The following is a 21,907-nucleotide window of genomic DNA, read 5'->3' as shown; positions in this document are numbered from 1 at the left end:
ATTCTTTTTTCACGACCATGCGCGAACTTGTGGCTGTTTTCTTTCCGGACTTGTGTGCCGCCTGTCAAAAACCACTGTTGCTGGGAGAGGAAACCGTTTGCACTTCATGCCTTTCTGCGCTGCCCTATACCGATTATCACCTCTATGCCGACAATCCGGTTGAAAAACTTTTTTGGGGTCGGACGGAGATCCACACAGGAGTGGCCCTGTTTCATTTTCAAAAGGGAAACCGGGTGCAGCACATGTTGCACGAGCTCAAATACCGCGGAAACAAGAATGTGGGTTTGCTGATGGGGCGCATGATGGGCGCGCGTTTAAAAGAAGAAAAACGCATAGGTCATGTGGATTACGTGCTACCCATTCCGCTTCACGATAAAAAATTGAAGATCCGCGGCTACAACCAAAGTGCCCTAATTGCAAGAGGTATTGGCGAAAGTACTGGCTGGAATGTACACGAAGAGCTGGTGGTAAGACCGGTAAACAATCCCACCCAAACCAAAAAATCGCGCTTTGAGCGTTTTCAGAATGTGGAGGGCGTGTTTGCTCTGCGCGACTTCCACCCCAACGGGCCGGCCCATGTGCTGCTGGTGGATGATGTTGTGACCACCGGCTCAACTCTCGAAAGCTGTATCCGGCTTTTTGATGGCATGAAGGATGTTAGAGTCAGCGTGTGTGTAATGGCCTATACCGAGTAAAAGCAGTGTTGCGCATCTTCATCCTATTGGGTGCCCTATCTTTGCCGCAATGAACGAAACAGAAAAAGCCGGACGCTACGAGCGATGTTTGCAGCAAATTGAAGCACTTACCCGCGGTGAATCCGATGTAATTGCCAACCTGGCCAATATAGTGGCCGTGCTTAAAAATGAGCTGGGTTACTTTTGGATTGGCTTCTACATAGTGCGGGAAAAGGAGCTGGTTTTGGGTCCGTTTCAAGGCACGCCGGCCTGTGTAAGAATTGCCCGGGGCAGAGGTGTTTGCGGCACTTGCTGGGATACCGGTACTACGCAATTGGTTCCTGACGTGCATGCCTTTCCAGGGCATATTTCCTGCGATTCCAGGTCGCAGTCGGAAATTGTGGTGCCCGTTAGGAATCATGATGGAGATGTGGTGATGGTGCTCGATCTGGATCACGACCAACCTGCCGCGTTCAGCGAAACCGATCAACGCTATCTGGAAGAACTAACAAGCCTCATGCAGCCTTGGGTTTGATGTCGCGCATATCATTATTGCTTGCGGTAGTCATCGTTGGCTTGCTGCTTCGCTCGTGCGCGCAAATGAAGCCTCCAACAGGCGGCCCAAAGGATGAAGACCCGCCTGAGTTGATTGCCACGGCCCCGCTCAACTACAGCACGCATTTCGCGGCTTCGCGCATCATGATGGAGTTTGATGAATTTGTGCAAATTCGCAATCTCAAAGCTCAGATGGTCATCAACCCCACCATGAAAGAGCGCCCCGACGTTAAACTCAAAGGGAAAAAGGTAATTATTGATCTTAAAAGCCCGCTCAAGCCAGAAACAACTTACGTGATAAATTTCGGAGATGCCATTGTAGATCTGAATGAGGGCAACAAGGCCTCCGGACTGCAATACGTGTTTTCAACCGGTGATTTTCTGGATTCGCTTCAGTTCATTGGCAAAGTAGTGAACGCCTTTACCGAAAAACCAGAGAAGGATGTGTGGGTCATGCTGTACAGCAATCCGGTGGATACCATGCCGTACAAAGGTCTGCCTGACTACCTCGGAAAAACCAACGAAAAAGGTCAGTTTGAAATCAACTTTATTCGCGAAGGCTCATACATGGCTTTTGCATTGCGCGACGAGAACAGCAACTTTAAATACAATGCAGGCGAAGCCATTGCCTTCATTGATTCGCTGGTAACTCCGGGCTTTGCCGACAGTACCAATGTGCCGCACATCATGCGGTTGTTTATGGAGAAGGACACCACGCAGTACATTGATGACCGCATTGCAAAACCCCACGGAGAGTTGATGGTTCTCTTGCATCAGCCGGCAGATTCTGTTTGGGTTACTCCCATTGACCCTGAGCAAAAGTTGATTGTTGAGCATGGAGAAGTTGGCGATACCACGTGGGTGTGGATGACCAATCGCGCCGATTTTCCGGACCTCGATAGAACTAAATTGGTGTTTGAAGCCGCGCCCAACCTCATGGACACTGTGCGGTGGGATTTGCGCAGACGAAAAAATGACGAAGATCCCGTACTTGAAATCAAGGACAATTTACTGTTCAACTTCAACCCATTTTCGCCGGTGCGGCTGAAATTCAATCACCCCATTGAGCAGATAGATACAAGTAGAATAGAATTATTCAGGGATTCTATACCTGTGGATTACGCCTTAAAGAGCACGGAGTCCAGACGCGTGTTTGAAATTCACCACCCCTGGGAGTTCGACACACCGTATCGTGTATTTATTCCCGAAGGCACTTTTACCGATGTATTCAAGTTGGTGAACGATACACTCGATAAAACGGTAAAAACCCGCGAGGAGCGGCATTTCGGAAACCTAAAACTCGACTTGCGCTTTAATCCCGGCGACCCCATTATTCTGGAGCTGGTAAACGACCGCGATGTGGTTATCAAGCGGGTGATACCCGAAGAATCCGGTATCATTGAATTCAACCGGATGAACCCCGGCTCCTTTAGGATGCGAGTGATTTATGACCTGAACGGCAACGGCGAGTGGGATACAGGGAATTTCCGCGAGGGTATGCAGCCCGAGCCGGTGGTGAATTACCCCTCTACGGTTCAGGTGCGCTCTAACTGGGATATGGAGTTGGAGTGGAATCTTAAAAAAGAAGAAGAACCAGAGTCGGAGGACACATCGTTGCCGGAAGAATAGTGCGTGGAGCATTACCGGCAAGGAAGGCTGGGCGGTGGCGGCTATTTCGGTCGGACTGTAGAGGCACCGCCTAAAGATTTGTTTCACATCCATTGGATCAAGTTCGTTTGCCAGGCCTTAGTTTTTTGTCCTGCGATATAGCGGTTGTTTACCTGATCTTCTTTTCGGACTTCTAAACCCTCACCTCAAATTCATCGCCATCTTTAAGCACCGGGAATTTTTTCCGAAAGTCCAGGAGTTCCGCTTTGCTCAATTCGGCATATAAGGCTTGATCACTGTGTGCGGGTGGGCAAACCAAATACTCACCCCTGGGGTCAATAATGGCTGAATCTCCGCTGTAAGAAATGTCCTTGCCGTCGGTGCCTACGCGGTTTACGCCTATCACATAACATTGATTTTCAATGGCTCTGGCGAGTAAAAGTTTGCTCCATGCTGCTGAGCGCGCTTCGGGCCAATTGGCCACATATACAGCCACATCATAGTGCGAGCGATTGCGGCTCCACACCGGAAACCGGAGGTCGTAGCAAACCTGCAGAAAAATCTTCCAGCCTTTTAATTCCACCACGGTATGCGAAGATCCCGCGCTGAAGTGATGGTGCTCTCCGGCCATGGTAAAGCGGTGCCTTTTGTCGTAGTATTCGGTTCTGCCACCCGGTTGCACCCATAAAAAACGGTTGTAGAAATGGCCTGCGTCTTCAATAATCACGCTCCCCCCCACCGCTGCACGGAGTTCATTCGCCATAGCTTTCATCCATTGATGAGTCGGGCCATTCATGGGCTCGGAAAGCCTTTTGGCATCCATTGAAAAACCCGTGGGAAACATCTCAGGCAGGATATAGGCATCTGCTGCGGTGGCTGATCGCATTTTTCCACCGAGAGTCTGATGATTGGCCTCCGGGTTTTCCCAGTGCAAATCCGATTGCAAGGCGGTTATTTTCAGTATATCGTTCATATACTGCCGATTTGATTCAGAAGCTCACCGGCCTTGCGAAGGGTATCATCATCTTTGGCAAAGCAAAAGCGGAGGTAGTGGTCGTTGCGGCCGTCGCTGTAAAAAACCGAAATGGGAATAGAGGCAATACCGCGCTCAATTGTTAGGTGGCGCGCGTAGTCCACATCGCTTTCGTTGGTGATGTTGCTGTAATTGAGCAGCTGAAAATACGTGCCTTGGGCAGGGCTGTGGGCAAAGCGCGTTTCTCCGAGGCTTTCCAGAAACACATCGCGTTTGCGCTGGTAAAACGGCCCCAAACCATCAATCTTTTCATCGTTTTGCATGTATTCGGCCAGAGCGTACTGGGAGGGGGTATGCGATGTAAAAACGATGAACTGATGACACTTTCGAAACTCGGTCATCAGGTTAGCAGGAGCAATGCAATAGCCCATTTTCCAGCCTGTTACATGAAAGGTCTTGCCAAATGATGAAACCACAAATGAGCGCTGACGCAACTCCTCTATGCTCAGCACGCTGCAATGCTTTTCTCCGTCAAACACTATGTGTTCGTACACTTCGTCGCTGAGAATCAAAATGTCGGTGTCGCGAACAATTTCTGCAAGCTGCAGCCAGTCCTCACGCGTAACGAGGCTCCCCGACGGGTTGTGGGGCGTGTTCACCATAATCATTCGGGTGCGCGGAGTAATGGCTTCGCGAAGTTTTTCGAACGGGATGGTAAACCCGGGCGTGTGCAGGGGTACTTCTATCACTTTACCTCCGCTGAGCTCAATGGCCGGCCCGTAACAGTCGTAGGCAGGAGCAAACACAATCACTTCATCGCCCTGTTGCACGGTAGCGGTAATAGCCGTGTAGATGGCCTGCGTGGCTCCTGAAACCACCGTAATATCAGAATCCGGGTTTACGGTTGCTCCGTATCGCTTGTGGGTTTGGGCTGCTATTACCTCCCGTAATTCAAATATGCCCGGCATAGGCGGATATTGGTTCTTGCCGTCGCGCATGTATTTGGCTACCAGCTCTACCAATTCGGGATCGCAAGGAAAGTTTGGAAAACCCTGGGAGAGATTCAGCGCATGGTGCTCATTGGCCAGGGCCGACATCACAGAAAATATACTCGTGCCAACGTGGGGCAATTTTGATTTGATCATGCGTGAAAGATAGGAAGATGTGCAAGCACCAAAAAATGTCTTCAGTTATCTTTTTTAGATGGAGATATCACTTAGATTTGCTTTTATCTACACATTTGCTGATGAACACAAAGCTTATTGCACTGTTCCTGTTTACCCTTACCTTATTTTCTTCCTGCAAAAAAGAAGACCCCGATTCTCCGAATCCGGCTGCCGAATTCAGTTTCAACGCTCCCAGTGAATTGGTCTTTGAACACAGCGATACACAATCTCTCGCTGTTTCTGTAGATGGAAGTAGCGCTAAAGAGTTTGTGGTGCGCCTTTCTGACCTTAACAACGCCTTTTTTGCGGGCATAAGTCAACAGGTGGTGGTAACCGGCGGAGCAACAGCAACGTTTGAGGTTCCTTTTAACCAGCACAACATGCAGCCGGGTGAGTATCCCGCCAAGCTCGAAGTTTCGTTGGCCAACGAAAATGTACCCTCGCAGAGCAAAACCATCAAGTTGGTTTATGCCCCTAATTGTGGCTGGGGCTTTCGCAATCATGCAAACGGGGAAATCACGTATGAAATTAATGGAATCCTCCAGAACAAGGTTATTGGCTGCAGCTACAACAGCGAAGGTAAATTGTTGGTGACGGGGTTGGCCGGTTACGATATGACCCTTGAGTTTGACTGCACAGCGCAAACAGTTTCCATGATTCCGCTTACCCACCTCGGAGAGTACCACACCGCCGCTGGGCAAATTGAAGGCAGTGAAGTAGCACTCCAGATTTTCAGCAATGGCAACCTCCACGGCACGGCAAGGGTAAAACCCTGAGAGCAGCATTGAATATCCTTGGTTGATTTTGAGTTTTGTTGCGATTGCTTTTCCGCGCGGGTGAATTTCTCACCCCGAGAAATTTTGGTTAACTTCCGCGTCCTCACATTAAAACACACCATTCATGGAACACACAAAAGGCAAATGTCCGGTAATGCACGGAGCCAATACACAATCGCAAAACACTGTAACCGACTGGTGGCCGAAGGCGCTCAACCTTGATATTCTTCACCAGCACGATACCAAAACCAATCCGCTAGGAGCCGATTTTAATTACGCGGAAGAATTCAAAAAGCTGGATCTGGAGGCCCTCAAAAGTGATTTAAGAAAATTTATGACCGAAAGTCAGGACTGGTGGCCTGCCGACTGGGGCCATTACGGGGGGCTGATGATTCGAATGGCCTGGCACGCCGCAGGAACCTACCGGATTGCCGATGGTCGCGGTGGCGGCAACAACGGAAACCAGCGTTTTGCTCCGCTCAATAGCTGGCCTGACAATGCCAACCTCGACAAGGCGCGAAGACTGCTTTGGCCCATTAAGAAAAAGTACGGAAACAAAATTTCATGGGCCGATTTGTTCATTCTGGCCGGAAACATGGCATACGAATCCATGGGCTTTAAAACCTTTGGCTTTGCCGGAGGTCGTGAAGATATCTGGCATCCCGAAAAAGACATCAACTGGGGTTCGGAAAAAGAGTGGCTCGCAGAGACCAAAAACCGCTACGGTGATGCAGCCAACCGCGATTCACTCGACAATCCTTTGGCCGCTGTCCAAATGGGACTCATTTACGTGAATCCCGAAGGTGTTGATGGCGAGCCCGACCCTCTCAAAACAGCCCATGACGTGCGCATGACGTTTAAACGAATGGCCATGAACGACGAAGAAACCGTAGCACTTACCGCCGGGGGCCACACAGTTGGTAAAGCACACGGAAATGGCGATGCGTCTATTCTGGGCGAAAGTCCCGAAGGTGCCGATGTCTATGAACAAGGCCTTGGGTGGGCGAACCCTACCGGAAAAGGGCATTCTGAAGACACCGTAACAAGCGGTTTGGAGGGAGCCTGGACTACCTATCCTACGCGTTGGGACAACGGGTATTTCGACCTGCTTCTCAAATACGAATGGGAGTTGAAGAAAAGTCCGGCCGGAGCGTGGCAGTGGGAGCCGGTAAACATTGCCGAGGAAGACAAACCCCTCAATGCGCACAAACCGGGAGAGCGGCAGAATCCAATCATGACCGACGCCGATATGGCCATGAAAATGGACCCGGAATACCGCAAAATTTCCGAGCGCTTTTACAAAGACCCTGAGTACTTCAACGATGTTTTTGCCCGTGCGTGGTTCAAACTTACCCATCGCGACCTCGGCCCGAAAAGCCGTTACCTCGGTGCCGATGTTCCGCAGGAAGACCTTATCTGGCAAGACCCGGTTCCCGCGGTAGATTACACACTTTCTGATGGCGAAATCGAAGACATTAAGCAGAAAATCCTGAGCAGCGGTTTGAGCAGATCAGAGCTGATTTGTACTGCCTGGGATAGCGCCCGAACCTTCAGGTGCTCTGATTACCGGGGAGGTGCCAACGGAGCTAGAATTCGTCTGGCCCCTCAGAAAGACTGGGAAGGGAATGAACCACAAAGGCTTCAGAAGGTACTGAACACCTTGGGTGAAATACAACAAAGTCTTTCCAAAAAGGTGAGTATGGCAGACCTGATTGTGCTCGGCGGAAGTGCAGCGGTTGAGCAGGCAGCCCACGACGCAGGCGTGAAGATAAAAGTGCCATTCAACCCGGGCAGAGGCGACGCTACCGATGAAATGACCGATGCCGGGTCTTTCGAGGTGCTGGAACCTGTACACGATGGCTACCGAAACTGGATGAAGAAAGAGCACAAGGTGAAACCTGAGGAATTGATGGTGGATCGGACCCAACTGATGGGATTAACAGCACCTGAAATGACCGTTCTTGTAGGCGGAATGCGCGTGCTGGCCACCAACCACGGAGGCACCAAACACGGGGTGTTCACCGATCGCCCGGGTACCCTGAGCAATGACTTTTTTGTTCATCTTACGGACATGAATTACCGCTGGAAGCCGGCCGGTGACAACCTCTATCACCTCATTGACCGAAAAACCGGCGATACCCGCTGGACTGCCACCCGCGTAGATTTGGTGTTTGGCTCCAACTCAATACTTCGGGCGTACGCCGAGTTGTATGCACAAGACGACAACAAGGAGAAATTCGTGCACGACTTTGTAAAGGCATGGGTGAAGGTGATGAACGCCGACCGTTTTGACTTAGCCGGATAAAGACCGGGAAAGGAGTACAAGCAGCCTGTTAAAGCGTTTCGAAAAGAAGCGCACATATAAAAACCTGAAAAAGATGGAATCCGGTTCCATCTTTTTCCGGTTTTTCTTGTCTCATTGAATACGTCTTATGGCATTCTTATCTCAGAAAGGCCTTTGAAACGGATTTTTCCGAATGGACTCTTACTTCTTAATCGCCGCACCCAACCACTCGCGGTTCATGCGGGCAATGTTTTCGAGCGAGATGCCTTTGGGGCATTCCACTTCGCAGGCGCCGGTGTTGGAGCAGTTTCCAAATCCTTCCTCATCCATTTGAGCAACCATCTTCGCTACACGCTCTTTGGCTTCTACCTGTCCTTGCGGCAGTAGAGAGAGTTGCGATACCTTGGCAGACACAAACAGCATGGCTGATGAGTTCTTGCAGGTGGCTACGCAGGCTCCGCAGCCAATGCACGTTGCCGCGTCAAAGGCTTTGTCGGCATTTTCTTTGGGAATGGGTGTAGCGTTGGCGTCAATGGTATTTCCGCTGGTATTCACCGAGACAAATCCTCCGGCCTGAATCACCCGGTCAAAAGAGGAGCGATCTACCACCAAATCTTTTACAACCGGGAAAGCAGCTGCGCGCCATGGCTCAATATAAATGGTTTCACCATCTTTAAAGCTCCGCATGTGCAATTGGCAGGTGGTAATGTTACGTCCCGGCCCATGCGCTTCACCGTTGATAAACAGGCTGCACATCCCACAAATACCCTCTCGGCAGTCGTGATCAAATGCTATCGGCTCTTTACCCTCAATTACAAGGCTCTCATTCAGCACATCAAGCATTTCAAGAAACGACTGGTCGGGGGATACGTCCTTCGCTTGGTAGGTTTCCATCCTGCCTTTGTCGTTCTTGTTCTTTTGTCTCCAGATTTTCAGCGTTAAGTTCATAGTATCCGGGGGTTATTTGTAGCTTCTTTGGGTCATTTTTACATTCTCGTACACCAAGGCTTCTTTGTGAAGCCGGGCATCTTTTGGGTCTCCGGTGTACTCCCATGCCGAAACATAAGCGTATTCCTCATCGTTTCGCAGGGCTTCACCTTCTTCGGTTTGTGACTCCTCGCGGAAGTGACCTCCACAAGACTCGTTTCGCTCCAGCGCGTCTTTGCACATCAGCTCGCCCAGTTCAAGGAAATCTGCCACGCGGCCCGCTTTCTCGAGTTCGGGGTTGAGCTCATTGGCATCGCCCGGCACTCGCACTTCGCGCCAGAACTCTTCGCGGAGTGCGCGGATTTCTTCAATGGCTTTTTTGAGTCCTTCGGCGTTTCGGGCCATGCCGCATTCGTCCCACATAATGCGTCCGAGCTTGCGGTGGAAATAATCAACCGTCTTGGTGCCTTTATTGTTCAGGAGCTTCTCAAGGCGTTCTTTTACTTCTTTTTCGGCTGCTTCAAACTCAGGCAGGTCGGTAGAAATTTTTCCGGTTCGGATATCATCTGCAAGGTAATCTCCAATGGTGAAGGGAATCACAAAATATCCATCTGCCAGTCCCTGCATCAAGGCTGAAGCTCCGAGGCGGTTGGCTCCGTGGTCGCTGAAGTTGGCTTCTCCAAGGGCATAACAGCCTGGAATAGTGGTCATCAAATTGTAATCCACCCAGATGCCTCCCATGGTGTAATGCACAGCGGGGTAGATTTTCATCGGAACTTTGTAGGGGTTGTCGTCGGTAATTTTCTCGTACATCTGAAAAAGGTTACCGTACTTGGCAGCAACAACCTGCTCTCCAAGTTCACGCACCAGTTTCTTATCGTTGTGGTCAAGATGACGAACACGCGCCTGCTCTTCACCGTAGCGCATGATGGAGTAGGAGAAATCCAGGTAAACAGCTTCACCGGTGGCATTCACACCGTAACCGGCATCACATCGCTCTTTGGCAGCCCGTGAGGCCACGTCGCGAGGCACGAGGTTTCCAAACGACGGATAACGACGCTCCAGGTAAAAATCGCGGTCTTCATCCGGAATGTCGAGCGGGCTCTTGGTTCCTTTGCGAATGGCTTCGGCGTCTTCTTTCTTTTTGGGTACCCAAATGCGGCCGTCGTTTCGCAGCGATTCCGACATTAGGGTAAGTTTTGACTGATAGCTTCCAGATACCGGAATGCAGGTTGGGTGAATCTGGGTGTAGCACGGATTGGCAAAATATGCCCCGCGTTTGTGGGCTTTCCATGCTGCTGTTACGTTGCTGCCCATGGCGTTGGTAGAGAGGAAGAAAACGTTTCCGTATCCTCCTGTACAGAGCAGTACAGCGTGTGCCGAGTGACGCTCAATCTCGCCGGTAATCAGGTTGCGCGCTATAATACCCCGCGCTTTGCCATCTACCACTACCACATCGAGCATCTCGTGGCGGTTGTACATCTGCACCTGCCCTTTTCCTATTTGCCTGGACAAGGCCGAATAGGCTCCGAGTAATAGCTGCTGACCGGTTTGTCCTTTGGCGTAAAAGGTTCGTGACACCTGCACACCACCAAAAGAGCGGTTGTCGAGCAGCCCGCCGTACTCACGGGCAAAAGGAACACCTTGCGCCACGCATTGATCAATGATGTTGGCAGATACTTCAGCCAGGCGATGCACGTTGGCTTCGCGTGAGCGATAGTCGCCTCCTTTTACAGTGTCGTAGAACAGACGATAGGTGCTATCACCGTCGTTCTGGTAGTTTTTGGCCGCGTTGATTCCTCCCTGTGCGGCAATGGAGTGCGCCCTTCGTGGACTATCCTGAAAGCAAAAGGCCTTCACTTTGTAGCCCATTTCGGCCAAAGAGGCAGCAGCGGATGCTCCGGCGAGACCTGTGCCTACCACTATGACATCAATCAGACGCTTGTTGGCAGGGTTTACCAGACGCACGTTGTTTTTGTGTGATGTCCACTTTTTGTCAATAGGACCTTCGGGTATGTTAGCGTTCAGTTCGGACATGGATATTGAGAATTTTTTAGGACTGGACGAGGAAATTAATCACAGCGATAAAGGCAAAACCTCCACACACTGCTACACTGAAAAATGCACCGACCTTTTTCACAAAGGGGGTGTACTTGGGGTGATTCCAGCCCATGGATTGAAAGGCCGACTGAAATCCGTGCAGCAGGTGAAATGCCAATGCAACCATGGCTGCTACATAGATGGCCGTGTACCACCATTGGTGAAAGGCCGTAACAGTAAGCGTGTACAAATCGCGGTTGCCGTTGGCATCGTTGGGCAATTCGCCCCAGTGGTACTCAAACCAGAAGCTGCGCATGTGCAACACGATGAAAACAAAAATGACTGTTCCGAGCAGACCCATGTTGCGAGAAGCCCAATTGCTGTTGCGTTCGGGTTTTTCATAGGCGTATTTCTGCGGACGAGCCTTGCGGTTTTGCATGGTGAGAATCAAGCCTAAAATGGCGTGCGCAAGAATGGTGGCATACAAGCCGTAGGAGGAAATTTTAATCAGGGGAAAGGTAGTCATGAAGACGGCGTATTCATTAAAGCCCTCTTTGGTTCCCATCCCCGGTATCAGTTGCAGGTTACCGGCCAGATGCACAATCAGAAACACAGACAAAAACAGGCCGGTAAGGGCCATTAGAACTTTCCGTGCGATGGAAGTACTCAAAATTCCTTGGTTGCTCATGTTTGCAATCGAGTTTACAGGTCAATAACAAGGCAAAACTAAATTATGTGCGAGAGGTAGCCAGTTCGTGCCCGTATTTAGAATCCATCTAAATAACAAAACCTGCTCTGGCGACGCAATCCGTTATATTTGCCAAACCGCAAAGCTATTGAAAAATGAAGTATTCTCCATTAGATTCTGCAACCTACAGGCAGCACCGCGATTGTTTCAAAAAACACCTCAAGCCGGGTGCAATTGCCTTGTTTCAATCCAACGATATCATGCCCGCCAGCGCCGACGGTACCATGCCTTTTCGTCAGAGTAGCGACTTGTTGTACCTCTGCGGTGTAGATCAGGAGGAAACGATACTGGTGATGTTTCCGGATGCGCACAACACGCGGCACAGGGAGATTCTTTTTGTGAAGGAAACCAGCGAGGACATTGCCATTTGGGAGGGGGCCAAGCTTACCAAAGAGCAGGCCCGCGAGCTTACCGGAATTACAACCGTGCATTGGGTGAGCGAGTTTTATAAAGTGCTTCCGTCGTTGATGGCGGAGGCTGGATGTGTTTACCTCAACTCCAACGAGCACACCCGCGCCAAAGTGGAAGTAGAAACGCGCGAAGCACGGTTTGGAAAATGGCTTCGCGAGCAGTATCCCCTTCACACCTATGAGCGTTCGGCTCCCATCATGCACCGTGTTCGCTCGGTGAAATCCAATGGTGAAATCCGGCAGATGCAAACCGCCTGTAATATTACTGAGAAAGCTTTCAGGAGGGTGTTGGGGATGATTAAGCCCGGGGTGCACGAATTTGAAATCCAGGCCGAGCTGGCCCATGAATTTTTGATGAATCGCTCGCGCGGTTTTGCCTATGAGCCCATTATTGCGTCGGGCTTTAATGCGTGCGTGCTGCACTACGTGGCCAACAATCAGGAGTGTAAGGCCGGCGACGTGATTTTGATGGATGTAGGAGCGGAGTATGGTAATTATGCCTCGGACATGACCAGGTGCGTGCCTGTAAGCGGCCGTTTCACCGAGCGCCAAAAGGAAGTGTACAACGCGGTGTTAAGGGTGATGCGAGGCGCAATGAACCTGCTTCGTCCGGGCGTTTTTTTGGCGGATTACCACGTGCAGGTAGGTAGGATGATGGAAGAAGAGTTGTTGAAACTCGGGCTGCTGACTGCGGCAGATATTCAAAACCAAAACCCCGACTGGCCCGCGTACAAAAAGTACTTTATGCACGGCACCAGTCATTTTATTGGCTTGGATGTGCATGACGTAGGGCTTTGGTACGAGCCCATTCAGGCGGGAAATGTGTTTACCGTAGAACCGGGCATCTATATCCGCGAAGAGAACCTGGGTATCCGGCTCGAAAATGATATTCTGATTACCGAAAACGGTTTTGTGGATCTCATGGCCAACATCCCCCTGGAGGCCGATGAAATTGAAGCATTGATGAATGCTTAACCTTCAATAGAAAACTTGGTGCTACACACCTTGTCGCCATCCAGAATCAGCAGAATATACTGATCCGGGTACAGGTCGGTAACATCCACCCTGGTTCGATTCTGCTTTATTTCACCGGTTACCAGGATTCTGCCGTTCAGGTCACAGAGATCGAACAGTGCCCGTTCGGTTTGTGGCTGGTATAGTACGGTGAGCGTCTGACTGGTTTCCAACGATACCTCGAGTCTGTGTTGTGTAGTGGTATGTGAAATTGTATTCATAGCTGTTAAAGGTGCGTTTCCTGTTTCTTGTCAGGTGGTATTACGCAGGGATTGCGCCATGGTTTCACGTAGGTGGCAGATTTTCGACAGAAAGCGGGTAAAAGGCGGCCAAAAGTGAGCGAGGCATGCCCATTGCCCGGAGGCACCCCAATCCGTTTCGCAGCCCAGGGGGACTCGAAACTTTTACTTGCCGCAATTCACTTTTTCAGTGTTGCGCAGCGAACTACACAAGATTAACTCTCTATAAAGATTATGCATCTGGTCAATGCCAATGCAAATGTTGGGTTAATCATGAGGCGCCATCTCACTCCTTCTCCAGCTCTATTGTCATCGGAAAAAGAATGTTGTTCTCGAGGTGGATGTGCATGTGCAAATCGTTTTCAAACTCCTGCAGCAGCGCAAATGCTACGCGGTAAGTATTGCACGCATCCTCCGGTGGTTCGTAATTGTTCGTGAGTCGCGCTATTTCGCGGAAGCGCTCGCCCTCGGCATCGTGCTCTTCGTGCATCATGGCAATGGGGTTCTCTACCGTACCGAAATGTGGAGCGGGTAACTGCTCATCGTTTTCATCTGCCGCAGCCAGCTTTTTGATAAACGGAAACAGGATCAGTTCTTCCTTTTTCATGTGTGCAACCAAGGCACCTGACGACTCGGCAAAGTGCTGCTCAACCACGTGCAATTCGGGGTGGTTGTCGCCGTGCACTTTGGCGATTCTGTTGAGATAGGCTTTGATCTCAGGTATTTTGGCCTCCACGTAACGGTGGTGTTTTTTCTCGATGTAATCGACCAGCAAGTCGGGTGGCCACGATTGAAAATCAATGTTGCCGCTGTTCGCTTGTGTCATGGCGTTTTCCAGTTCACCAATGATTTGTTCAGAATTGAGTCCGTGTTTTGCGCAGGCATCTGCTATGGTGCGGTTGCCGTTGCAGCAAAAATCAATATTGTGCGCTTTGAATACGCTGGCAGCGCGGTAATCCCTGGCCACCAGTTCGCCGATGATGTGTTTTTCTGTAATATTCATGATATTTTGTTTTTAAGATTCGTCTCCCCAGGAAGCGACTTCATTTTCAGTCCATAGCTCCGGGAAAAATTTTCGTTGTTGAAATTTGGGGTGTAAATATTTTTTCCATTCGCTTCCGCCGGTGGCTGCCTTTTCTTCACCTTTGCTATCCAGGTAGTGGCGAGCCGTTTGCAGGTGAACCAGTGGCCATTCTACATTGTACATTCGGTCGAATTCTCGCATTTTGTCGGTAAGTTCCGGTGAAGGTGAGGCCATGGCAGCAAACTTTTCCTGAAGGGTATGGCCGCTCACTTTTTGCGCAAGCGATTTCAGATTGCCGAGATATTTTTCTTCAAACTGACGAAGCGTTAGGGTTTTCTTACCGGTTTTGCGATTCAGTCCGGCGTCCTTCCAGTAGATGTGTTCAAAATACTCGTCCATATCCGGGGTGGGGCTGAGGCGCTCTTTTCCGTTTTCGTTGATCAGGTTGACGAGCGGAGTGCAGTAAATTTCAATGTAGCGAAACTGAACACTTTGAAATCCACTGGCAGGAGCCAAGGTGTGCCGAAAGGTGTTGTAGTCGTCGTAATTCATGCCCGACCGCATCACATCAAATGAGTTGATGAGTAGCCCGGTATATCGGTTGAGCCGGTTGATTTTATCTACCCAAATGTCATCGCCCAGATCTTCGAAAACCAGCTGTTCCAACTCATGAACCATCATCTTCAGCACCAGTTCCGTTACCTGGTGGTACATGATAAAGATCATCTCATCTTTAAAATCCGTGCGGGGTTTTTGGAGCGAGAGCAGCGTTTCGGTTTCTACATAATCCCAGTAATTGATGGGTTTGGCTTGCAGCAGACCATTGAGGTAGATATCCGGGTTTTCTCCGAGTTGCTCGTACTTTTCTTCGATAGACTGAATGAGTTTTTCGCGTGTCATGGGGTAGTGTGTTTAAAAAGGGTGAGTCCGAAAATCAAAAGGGCAATGACTTTTAGTGCTTCCATAGCCACGTATATAAAATGCTTGTTCGACGATGGGACTTTCAATCCCTGAATGTGCATTTCGGCGCGGGCATCGAGCGCGGGAAGCAACCATGCCGTTTGAATGGCAAGCAACAAAAGCGGCAGCACGAAAAACAGGTGAGACCATTTGGGAGTGTAACCTGCAAACAGCATGTTGACCAAAATGGCAACCGCAAATACCCATTCCATTTTGTTGAGGGCATGAAATACCAATCGACCAATTCCCAAGCCGAGGGGGACCGTGATTCCCGGTGCCCGAAACTTGAGCCAGGCCTCCATAAAGCTGATGGCACAAACGAAACCAATCCACAGAAAAACAGCCGCTAATGCCACGGGATATTTTACAGTGATCATAGTGGTGTTTTATTGGGGTTGTTCTTAATATGATCGATTTTGAATTGAAACATCTGCGCCATTTTTTCGGCCCGCCAAAAGGCTTCGTCTGCCTTGTCACCGGAAAATAGTTCACTTACAGTTTCGGAGAACAGGCTTATCCAGCGGTCGAAGTGCTTCTTTTCAATAGGCAATTTGCTGTGTGGAGGAAACGGACTACCGTAATAGGTATGTTCGCCCAGTAAAACCGTTTGCCAGAAGCGGTACATCTTTTCCAGGTGTTCGGGCCAGCGATCCTGAACTATTTTTTCGAAAACCGGTCCGATCAGGTCGTCCTCGCGCACGCGGTCGTAAAATGTATTCACCAATTGCTTGATGTCGGCCAGGGATGTAATGTCGGTTTTCGGCATTTTAAAGGACGATTTTGTCCGATTTAGTTTCAAATTTTTTTACTGTCTCAAAAAGGTTTGCCCCTGGTTTAAGCCATTGGCCAGTTCGCGAATGGAAGTGGTTTCGAGCATGCGTTGTAATTCATCGCGCACCAGTTTAAACTGATCGTGCACAGGGCAAGGCTTCTGCGCATCGCAGGCTTTTAATCCCAATCCGCAACCTCTGTAAATCTGGTCGCCGTCAATGGCCGAAACAATGTGGCTCAATCGCGCATCGTACAGTTGCTGCGCATTCATTTCAAAACCACCCATCGGACCTTTCACCGAGTGAATCACACCGGCGTGAACCAACTGCTGCAGAATCTTCGCCGTAAAAGCCACCGGAGAGTCGATGGATTCGGCAATGCCTTTCAGGCTTACCCGCTTTTCATTCTGCGATTGCTGTGCGATGTGCAGCGTAGCCCGGATTCCGTATTCACATGCTTTTGAAAACATTCCTTTCTTTTGTTGGCGCAAATTTACGGAATATTTCCAATAAAGGATATATTTGTCCGAATTGAATTTTTGAAATGGATATCACTGCCGAAAAGAAGGAATTGAGAACCGAAATGCTGGAGCGCCGGGCGCGAATCAATCCTGATGTAAAGCGCACATACGACGCATGGATATGCGAGGAATTGTACCAGCACATTGAAAAAGAGAACTATCGAACTGTTCACGCTTACATTCCACTGCCGGCCGAAATCAACATTACACCACTTCTGGAAAAACTGTTGGCAGAGGATGTGTGCGTGGTTTGCCCCCGCGCATTACCGGCCCGTAAACTCGAAAACCGCGTGCTGCATTCGCTTGATGAATTGGAGATCGGCAAAATGGGCACTCGACATCCTGCCGAAGCGGATATCTACGAAGGACCGGTTGATTTTGTGATTGTTCCGGGGCTGGCTTTTGACCGCAGCCGCTACCGCCTGGGATACGGTGGAGGTTATTACGATAATTTTTTAATAGCGCAATCCAAAGCGCAAAAAACAGGTATTTTCTATCCTTTTCAGGAAGTGGAAAAGGTGCCGCGAGAAGCGCACGATGTGCAGTTGGATGAGGTGTTATTCAAGGAATTTTGACTGAACAGTAAAGGCTTCTTGATTACCAGGGACTTCTCCACTGCAACCTCTCTGCGCTCGCTGCGCTGCGCTACTTTCGGTTTTCGGTCGAAGTGACAAGAGGTGTTTAGAGGATAAATTTCGAATGCGACCTGTTGTCACCTCGACCGGAGCGCGGAGGAACGGAGCGCGAAGTGGAGAAGTCTCAAGAGGATTGCAAGTTGATCACTCAACAGCTTTCAACCACTCCACCACATCTTCCATCACCGTATTCCAATGCATCGTACCCTCGTTGTCAAAAAAGTTGTGATCCCAACCCGCATAGGGTTTAAGCTGCAGGTTCTCCTTACCTGCTGAAATAAAATGCAACGGCAGCAAATCACAGTTTTCGGCGCTGATGTCTTCGGTGCCATATCCTACCCATAACGGGATATCCGTTTTCAACAGGAACGGCAAATAGTCAATGGAAAAACTTACCCACGCGTTGTTTCCCGATGCATAGTCATCGGGATCTTGCTGAATGTGTTGCCAACGACCATAGTGGTCTGCCAATCTCTGCTGGTATTGTTCTCCGGAAATTTTACTGGATTTCAACGCGTGTCGGTCGCTTCGGATTCTTTCGTCATAACGTCCAAAGGCATTGAAGGCGAGCAAAGCGACAGATTTCACATCCGGGTTTTCTGATGCCACCACCGCAGCAATTTTTGCTCCCTGCGAATGGCCCGCCATATGCACCTGACCATTTATATGATTCAGAGAAACTATTTCGTCAATCACCCGGTGCGTACGTTCCACATAATTTTCAAGCACATTGTTTCGGAGATATTCAGGATCATAAGAGTTCGGCTCATCGTGATCAATCACGAAACAAGAATTTTCATCCAATGCGCTAATCACAGCCTCTACCGGAGTATTGGGCATGGCAATGACAAAAAGGTGGAATTTCTCTGCTACTTTCTGGTAATCAAACGGTAACACCACATGCTTGTACTCGTCGGTGCCGATAATCAACGGAACCGGTTGTGAGCCTTGCAGAAAAATAAGCGCTGGCAGAACCGCTGAGGTATCGGCCCCCACCTGGATGAACTGTATCGATCCTTTTTTTCCGGGAATTTCAAATTGCAGACAGTCCGTTCCGGAAACCGGAGTTTGCGCCATAAGCGTTGAGGTAGCCCCAAAAAGTAAAATCATAGTGAATGCCCGATACACAGTCCTCATCATTTACGATTTACTCCGCAAACCACGCGGCAATTCGGGCAATGGAATGTAATCGGTTTCGCCATCTATGGTTCCGAATTCCTGATTTTTCCATTGTTCACGGGCTTCTTCGATGCGCTCGTGCCGGCTCGAAACAAAATTCCAGTGAATGTGGCGCTCCTCGGGAAAAGGTTCTCCACCGAAAATGTACAGCGTAGTATGCGGTGCCAGCTCCAGTTTGCACAGCGAACCATCGTTCGACACGAGAATCTGCCGCGATTCGTACTCATTTCCATGTGCAAAAACACTGCCCTCCAATATGTAGAGGCCTGCTTCGCCATAGAGTTTGTTTTCGAGGTGCAGTGCGCGTCGTTCTGCTCCGTTTCTAATTTCAATCATATAGAGTTTGCTGTACACCGGCACCGGCGATTTCTTACCCAGGGCTTCTCCGGCCACCAGTCGAAAATCCAAACCATTTTTGCTCCATGATGGCAGATCGGCTTTCTCTACATGGGTAAAATTGGGTTCGATTTCTTCGAGGTCTTTCGGCAACGCCACCCATATTTGCAATCCGTGCATGCGCACCGGTTTCTCCCGAAGCTTATCGGGCGTACGCTCGGAGTGGACGATTCCCCTTCCGGCGGTCATCCAGTTTACTGCTCCGGGAGTGATTTCCTGCACGGTACCCAAGGTGTCGCGGTGCATGATGTGGCCCTCCATCAGAAAAGTAAGTGTAGAAAGTCCGATGTGCGGATGGGGCGGCACGTCGAAATTTTCATCAGCGGGCAATTCAACCGGCCCCATGTGGTCAATGTAAATAAACGGCCCTACCATGCGTTTTTGCCGGAAGGGCAACAGACGTCCCACCATAAACGGCCCGATGTTCGCCGCGCGTTCTTCGATGATTAAATCAATGTTGGACAAAAGGCTGCAATTTGTTGCACAAAGTACTGAACTTTCGGGTGAGAGCGCGTTTTTGAGAGGCGTTACCGAAGTAATCCCCCCCTTAATTTCCACGTCCAAACCTATACTTTAACCCGAGGTTTCCGCTCAATCCGTAGTGGTATAGATAGCGGTGTGCGTAGTGGTCGGGTGTGGTATGAGAGGTAAAGCTGTGCGCATAACTTACATGGGTAGTGATAAACAAAGCGTTGCTGAGAGGAATAGAAACCCCGGCTTCCACGAGTCCGGCAAAATCAAACGTTCGGACGTATTCGGTCAGGTTTACACTTTGTGACGGCATCAAGTCTTCTATGCCGGGGAAGTCATACGCTGCGTGGAGGAGCCTCGATGAAACGACACCGGTATTCAGAAAAAACAAAAGCTTGTTTCCGAAATGCAACCCGACTTTTACCGGCAAAGCCAGGTAGCTGAATTGCCAGGAACTTATGGTGGTTTCGCCAGTAAGGGCTCCCACGTCATCGGTATGTAACATCTTGATGTTGTATCCCCGGGAGGTGTACATCAAATCTGCTTCGATGTGTGCAAAGCGTGCAAAATGAAAGGCATAAGACACTCCGCCTTGCAAAAAGGTTCGGTTTTCCGGGTTATTAACAGGATGATTCCCGGTGATGTTGCTAATCCCGCTGCCTCCTGTAATCCCCACAAAATGCTCTTGCGCATATCCGGATGACGCGAAAAACAAAGCGAAGGTGAAAAACAGTATTCTCACGAAAATGCGGGCGCTTTTTTGAACAGAACCTCTGTCAAATCTACAAAAAACCAATTAATGAGTGTGCTGTAAACTTGCTTTTCAGAAGTGCAGCTATTTCCTACTCCACAATAAACACCCGGTCGGTGGTGCCGTCGCTGTAAATTTTTATCAGCGGGGTATTGGGTGTAAGGGGCACTTCGCGGCCAATCAGGTCTATCACTTTTATCAGCACCTTTTCTGCCTCTTCGGGTTGCTCGTACGTGTGAATGTGTGTGGTGAGGCAATCGGGTGCGTATCCTGAGCCGGAAGGAAGTGAAAGCGCGTAGTCGTAAATTTCGTCGCACAACCATATTGCGTCTCCTTCGCCGTTGGTGAGCACGCAAATCCCGATATTGTTTTCGGGGTCCAGGTACATGTCGGTAGATGAGCCTGCCTCACCGCCGTTGTGGCCCCAGAGCATCGCCGAACCACCGCTGTGATAGAGCTCTTCGAGGTACCAGTTTAAGCCCATGCTGGATTCAAGTCCCGGAAACTGAACGGTCCACATTTCGTTGATGGAGGCGGCACTCAAAATGGGCTCATCGCCAAACTCGCCTCCGTTGAGGTAAGCAATCATAAAATGGGCCATGTCCACCACATTGCTCCTGAGCTGACCGCTGGGGTAATCGGCAAAACCGTAATGATTATAGGGTATGTAGTTTCCGCCTGCAAAGCGATAGGGCCGTGCCACCTGCGCAGAGTCGAAATCGGCCATAAACCACGCAGTGTTGTTCATGCAAAGCGGAACAAAAATATGTTCGTGGCAATACGAGTCAAAAGGCTGTTCCGTAACCCGTTCAACGAGGTATCCATTGAGGGCGGTAGCGATGTTTGAATAGTCAAAAACAGTACCCGGCGCGCTGTTTACAAAGTTTGCTGTGGGGTTGTAGTCGGCGCCATCCTGTGCAAAGTAGCGTTGCATACATTCTTCCAGCGAAATGGTCGGGTCGGGACTGTCGTAGTAATTGTCCATCACGTTGAAATTATCCCGAATGGAGGCCGTGTGCGTCATCAACTGGCGAAAAGTAACCGGGCTGGATGGCGACGCCGGTATTTGCAAATCCCAAGGAAGGTGGTTGTTTACATCGTTGTTGAGGTTGATGGTGTTGTTTTCGTGCAACTGCATGGCAGCCGTGCCGGTAATAACTTTTGAGATGGATGCCAGCAAAAACGATGTGGTATTTTCAACGGGAATATTTTGCTCAATATCGGCCATTCCATACGATTGAATCCATACAATTTGCCCGTCTTTGACGATGACTGCCGATACCCCCGGAAAGCGTTCGAGCTCCATTTCACTGGCAATGATGGCGTCGAGCATGGTGCTTGGATTGGGGTTTTCTTGTGAAAAGCTTGAAAAATAAAACAGTAAAGAGGCGAAAATGAGGCCAATGGTTGGGAGAGAGGGGTTCATGGTGGGGGGGGTGTTTGGGGTGGAAAGATAGCTATCGCCAATCAAAAGTCATAGAGTCACTTGGTCTTCCTGCGCGCTCCTTCGGTTTGTTGTTTTGCGACTCAGTAAGTTGGTAAGACGCTCTAATTTGGGCTATATCATAGACCTCCAGTGATTTACAAGACACTTCCGCCTGTTTTTAGAGACTGCTTCGGAGCCCTTGGTTTACATTCACCCGTCATAGCTGCACGGGTTAAATGTTCCAATTGTCTCATCGTCTCATCGTCTAATTGGCTCATCGGCTCATTATCTAATCACCTAATTATCTCATAAGCAAATCCCCCATCACCACACCCTGAAAGCCCCGTGAAATAAGGAAAA

22 protein-coding genes are annotated in these 21,907 nt (G+C 49.7%); 7 read left to right on the top strand and 15 right to left on the bottom strand.

Annotation, left to right across the window (positions count from 1 at the left end; translation table 11 throughout):
* The first annotated feature begins 17 nt into the window (after positions 1–17).
* From EA392_10215 to EA392_10205, 3 genes are read left to right on the top strand one after another with little or no spacing between them, the layout of a single operon-like run.
* Positions 18–695, top strand: coding sequence for a ComF family protein (locus tag EA392_10215; GenBank protein ID TVR38346.1), 678 nt, complete (start codon positions 18–20; stop codon positions 693–695).
* Between the two features lie 49 nt (positions 696–744).
* Positions 745–1,209, top strand: a complete 465-nt coding sequence (locus EA392_10210; protein ID TVR38345.1) for a GAF domain-containing protein — start codon at positions 745–747, stop codon at positions 1,207–1,209.
* Entirely contained in the window at positions 1,209–2,858 is a 1,650-nt protein-coding gene (locus EA392_10205) for a hypothetical protein (protein ID TVR38344.1), read from the top strand. The genes EA392_10210 and EA392_10205 overlap by 1 nt, the downstream gene beginning before the upstream one ends.
* A 172-nt stretch (positions 2,859–3,030) precedes the next feature.
* Here EA392_10205 and EA392_10200 read toward each other — a convergent pair whose 3' ends face one another.
* On the bottom strand, positions 3,031–3,810 hold the full coding sequence (locus EA392_10200) for an amidohydrolase (GenBank protein ID TVR38343.1): 780 nt from the start codon (positions 3,808–3,810) through the stop codon (positions 3,031–3,033).
* On the bottom strand, positions 3,807–4,955 hold the full coding sequence (locus EA392_10195) for an aminotransferase class I/II-fold pyridoxal phosphate-dependent enzyme (protein TVR38342.1): 1,149 nt from the start codon (positions 4,953–4,955) through the stop codon (positions 3,807–3,809). Before EA392_10195 ends, EA392_10200 begins: the two co-directional genes overlap by 4 nt.
* A 101-nt stretch (positions 4,956–5,056) precedes the next feature.
* Between EA392_10195 and EA392_10190 the strand changes: the two genes are divergently transcribed.
* Together EA392_10190 and katG are read left to right on the top strand one after the other, a co-directional pair.
* Entirely contained in the window at positions 5,057–5,752 is a 696-nt protein-coding gene (locus tag EA392_10190) for a hypothetical protein (protein TVR38341.1), read from the top strand.
* Positions 5,753–5,876: 124 nt separating this feature from the next.
* On the top strand, positions 5,877–8,057 hold the full coding sequence (gene katG, locus EA392_10185) for a catalase/peroxidase HPI (GenBank protein ID TVR38340.1): 2,181 nt from the start codon (positions 5,877–5,879) through the stop codon (positions 8,055–8,057).
* A gap of 180 nt (positions 8,058–8,237) precedes the next feature.
* Here katG and EA392_10180 read toward each other — a convergent pair whose 3' ends face one another.
* Genes EA392_10180 through EA392_10170 form a run of 3 tightly spaced genes read right to left on the bottom strand, consistent with a single transcriptional unit; the run spans position 8,238 to position 11,691 of the window.
* Positions 8,238–8,984, bottom strand: a complete 747-nt coding sequence (locus EA392_10180; GenBank protein TVR38339.1) for a succinate dehydrogenase/fumarate reductase iron-sulfur subunit — start codon at positions 8,982–8,984, stop codon at positions 8,238–8,240.
* Positions 8,985–8,996: 12 nt separating this feature from the next.
* Positions 8,997–11,000 carry a fumarate reductase/succinate dehydrogenase flavoprotein subunit gene (locus EA392_10175; protein TVR38338.1) on the bottom strand — a complete coding sequence of 668 codons (2,004 nt, stop codon included), beginning with the start codon at positions 10,998–11,000 and terminating at the stop codon, positions 8,997–8,999.
* A gap of 16 nt (positions 11,001–11,016) precedes the next feature.
* Positions 11,017–11,691, bottom strand: coding sequence for a succinate dehydrogenase (locus EA392_10170; protein ID TVR38337.1), 675 nt, complete (start codon positions 11,689–11,691; stop codon positions 11,017–11,019).
* A 155-nt stretch (positions 11,692–11,846) separates the two neighbouring features.
* On the opposite strand from EA392_10170, the gene EA392_10165 reads away from it, so the two are divergent.
* The gene (locus tag EA392_10165; protein ID TVR38336.1) at positions 11,847–13,136 is read left to right on the top strand and encodes a M24 family metallopeptidase; all 1,290 of its coding nucleotides are present in this window, start codon (positions 11,847–11,849) and stop codon (positions 13,134–13,136) included.
* Here the strand turns inward: EA392_10165 and EA392_10160 are convergent.
* The 6 genes from EA392_10160 to EA392_10135 all read right to left on the bottom strand — a co-directional run bounded on the left by EA392_10160 (position 13,133) and on the right by EA392_10135 (position 16,638).
* Positions 13,133–13,396, bottom strand: a complete 264-nt coding sequence (locus EA392_10160; protein TVR38335.1) for a T9SS C-terminal target domain-containing protein — start codon at positions 13,394–13,396, stop codon at positions 13,133–13,135. The genes EA392_10165 and EA392_10160 overlap by 4 nt on opposite strands.
* Before the next feature lie 304 nt (positions 13,397–13,700).
* Positions 13,701–14,417 carry an iron-sulfur cluster repair di-iron protein gene (ric, locus tag EA392_10155; GenBank protein ID TVR38334.1) on the bottom strand — a complete coding sequence of 239 codons (717 nt, stop codon included), beginning with the start codon at positions 14,415–14,417 and terminating at the stop codon, positions 13,701–13,703.
* A 12-nt stretch (positions 14,418–14,429) separates the two neighbouring features.
* On the bottom strand, positions 14,430–15,338 hold the full coding sequence (locus EA392_10150; GenBank protein ID TVR38333.1) for a tryptophan 2,3-dioxygenase: 909 nt from the start codon (positions 15,336–15,338) through the stop codon (positions 14,430–14,432).
* Complete coding sequence (locus EA392_10145; protein TVR38332.1) at positions 15,335–15,775, bottom strand: hypothetical protein; 441 nt, start codon at positions 15,773–15,775, stop codon at positions 15,335–15,337. The genes EA392_10150 and EA392_10145 overlap by 4 nt, the downstream gene beginning before the upstream one ends.
* Positions 15,772–16,164: a group III truncated hemoglobin gene (locus tag EA392_10140; protein TVR38331.1), complete on the bottom strand. Its 393-nt coding sequence runs from the start codon at positions 16,162–16,164 to the stop codon at positions 15,772–15,774. The genes EA392_10145 and EA392_10140 overlap by 4 nt, the downstream gene beginning before the upstream one ends.
* A gap of 39 nt (positions 16,165–16,203) precedes the next feature.
* Positions 16,204–16,638, bottom strand: a complete 435-nt coding sequence (locus tag EA392_10135; GenBank protein ID TVR38330.1) for an Rrf2 family transcriptional regulator — start codon at positions 16,636–16,638, stop codon at positions 16,204–16,206.
* A gap of 74 nt (positions 16,639–16,712) precedes the next feature.
* On the opposite strand from EA392_10135, the gene EA392_10130 reads away from it, so the two are divergent.
* Positions 16,713–17,264, top strand: a complete 552-nt coding sequence (locus tag EA392_10130; protein TVR38329.1) for a 5-formyltetrahydrofolate cyclo-ligase — start codon at positions 16,713–16,715, stop codon at positions 17,262–17,264.
* Positions 17,265–17,468: 204 nt separating this feature from the next.
* On the opposite strand, the gene EA392_10125 is transcribed toward EA392_10130, so the two are convergent.
* The 4 genes from EA392_10125 to EA392_10110 all read right to left on the bottom strand — a co-directional run bounded on the left by EA392_10125 (position 17,469) and on the right by EA392_10110 (position 21,547).
* The gene (locus tag EA392_10125; protein TVR38328.1) at positions 17,469–18,401 is read right to left on the bottom strand and encodes an alpha/beta hydrolase; all 933 of its coding nucleotides are present in this window, start codon (positions 18,399–18,401) and stop codon (positions 17,469–17,471) included.
* Between the two features lie 63 nt (positions 18,402–18,464).
* A complete protein-coding gene (locus tag EA392_10120) occupies positions 18,465–19,364 on the bottom strand; it encodes a pirin family protein (GenBank protein ID TVR38327.1) in 900 nt (299 codons plus the stop codon).
* Between the two features lie 82 nt (positions 19,365–19,446).
* Positions 19,447–20,166, bottom strand: coding sequence for a hypothetical protein (locus EA392_10115; protein ID TVR38326.1), 720 nt, complete (start codon positions 20,164–20,166; stop codon positions 19,447–19,449).
* Between the two features lie 46 nt (positions 20,167–20,212).
* Positions 20,213–21,547, bottom strand: coding sequence for a class A beta-lactamase-related serine hydrolase (locus EA392_10110; GenBank protein ID TVR38325.1), 1,335 nt, complete (start codon positions 21,545–21,547; stop codon positions 20,213–20,215).
* Between the last annotated feature and the right edge of the window lie 360 nt (positions 21,548–21,907).

This window comes from Cryomorphaceae bacterium (genome assembly GCA_007695365.1).
Taxonomy (GTDB): Bacteria; Bacteroidota; Bacteroidia; order Flavobacteriales_D; family SKUL01; genus SKUL01.
The sequence above is the reverse complement of the archived record's forward strand: the minus strand, read 5'-3'. Positions and strand labels throughout refer to the sequence as shown.

Excerpts from the sequence above, each read along its gene's own strand:
- EA392_10195 (TVR38342.1), bottom strand. The coding sequence starts at position 4,955 with ATGATCAAATCAAAATTGCCCCACGTTGGCACGAGTATATTTTCTGTG.
- EA392_10170 (TVR38337.1), bottom strand. The coding sequence starts at position 11,691 with ATGAGCAACCAAGGAATTTTGAGTACTTCCATCGCACGGAAAGTTCTA.
- EA392_10145 (TVR38332.1), bottom strand. The coding sequence starts at position 15,775 with ATGATCACTGTAAAATATCCCGTGGCATTAGCGGCTGTTTTTCTGTGG.
- EA392_10205 (TVR38344.1), top strand. The coding sequence starts at position 1,209 with ATGTCGCGCATATCATTATTGCTTGCGGTAGTCATCGTTGGCTTGCTG.
- EA392_10110 (TVR38325.1), bottom strand. The coding sequence starts at position 21,547 with ATGAACCCCTCTCTCCCAACCATTGGCCTCATTTTCGCCTCTTTACTG.
- EA392_10130 (TVR38329.1), top strand. The coding sequence starts at position 16,713 with ATGGATATCACTGCCGAAAAGAAGGAATTGAGAACCGAAATGCTGGAG.
- EA392_10135 (TVR38330.1), bottom strand. The coding sequence starts at position 16,638 with ATGTTTTCAAAAGCATGTGAATACGGAATCCGGGCTACGCTGCACATC.
- EA392_10190 (TVR38341.1), top strand. The coding sequence starts at position 5,057 with ATGAACACAAAGCTTATTGCACTGTTCCTGTTTACCCTTACCTTATTT.
- EA392_10175 (TVR38338.1), bottom strand. The coding sequence starts at position 11,000 with ATGTCCGAACTGAACGCTAACATACCCGAAGGTCCTATTGACAAAAAG.
- EA392_10180 (TVR38339.1), bottom strand. The coding sequence starts at position 8,984 with ATGAACTTAACGCTGAAAATCTGGAGACAAAAGAACAAGAACGACAAA.
- katG (TVR38340.1), top strand. The coding sequence starts at position 5,877 with ATGGAACACACAAAAGGCAAATGTCCGGTAATGCACGGAGCCAATACA.
- EA392_10125 (TVR38328.1), bottom strand. The coding sequence starts at position 18,401 with ATGGCGCAAACTCCGGTTTCCGGAACGGACTGTCTGCAATTTGAAATT.
- EA392_10140 (TVR38331.1), bottom strand. The coding sequence starts at position 16,164 with ATGCCGAAAACCGACATTACATCCCTGGCCGACATCAAGCAATTGGTG.
- EA392_10215 (TVR38346.1), top strand. The coding sequence starts at position 18 with ATGCGCGAACTTGTGGCTGTTTTCTTTCCGGACTTGTGTGCCGCCTGT.
- EA392_10210 (TVR38345.1), top strand. The coding sequence starts at position 745 with ATGAACGAAACAGAAAAAGCCGGACGCTACGAGCGATGTTTGCAGCAA.
- EA392_10200 (TVR38343.1), bottom strand. The coding sequence starts at position 3,810 with ATGAACGATATACTGAAAATAACCGCCTTGCAATCGGATTTGCACTGG.
- ric (TVR38334.1), bottom strand. The coding sequence starts at position 14,417 with ATGAATATTACAGAAAAACACATCATCGGCGAACTGGTGGCCAGGGAT.
- EA392_10165 (TVR38336.1), top strand. The coding sequence starts at position 11,847 with ATGAAGTATTCTCCATTAGATTCTGCAACCTACAGGCAGCACCGCGAT.
- EA392_10150 (TVR38333.1), bottom strand. The coding sequence starts at position 15,338 with ATGACACGCGAAAAACTCATTCAGTCTATCGAAGAAAAGTACGAGCAA.
- EA392_10160 (TVR38335.1), bottom strand. The coding sequence starts at position 13,396 with ATGAATACAATTTCACATACCACTACACAACACAGACTCGAGGTATCG.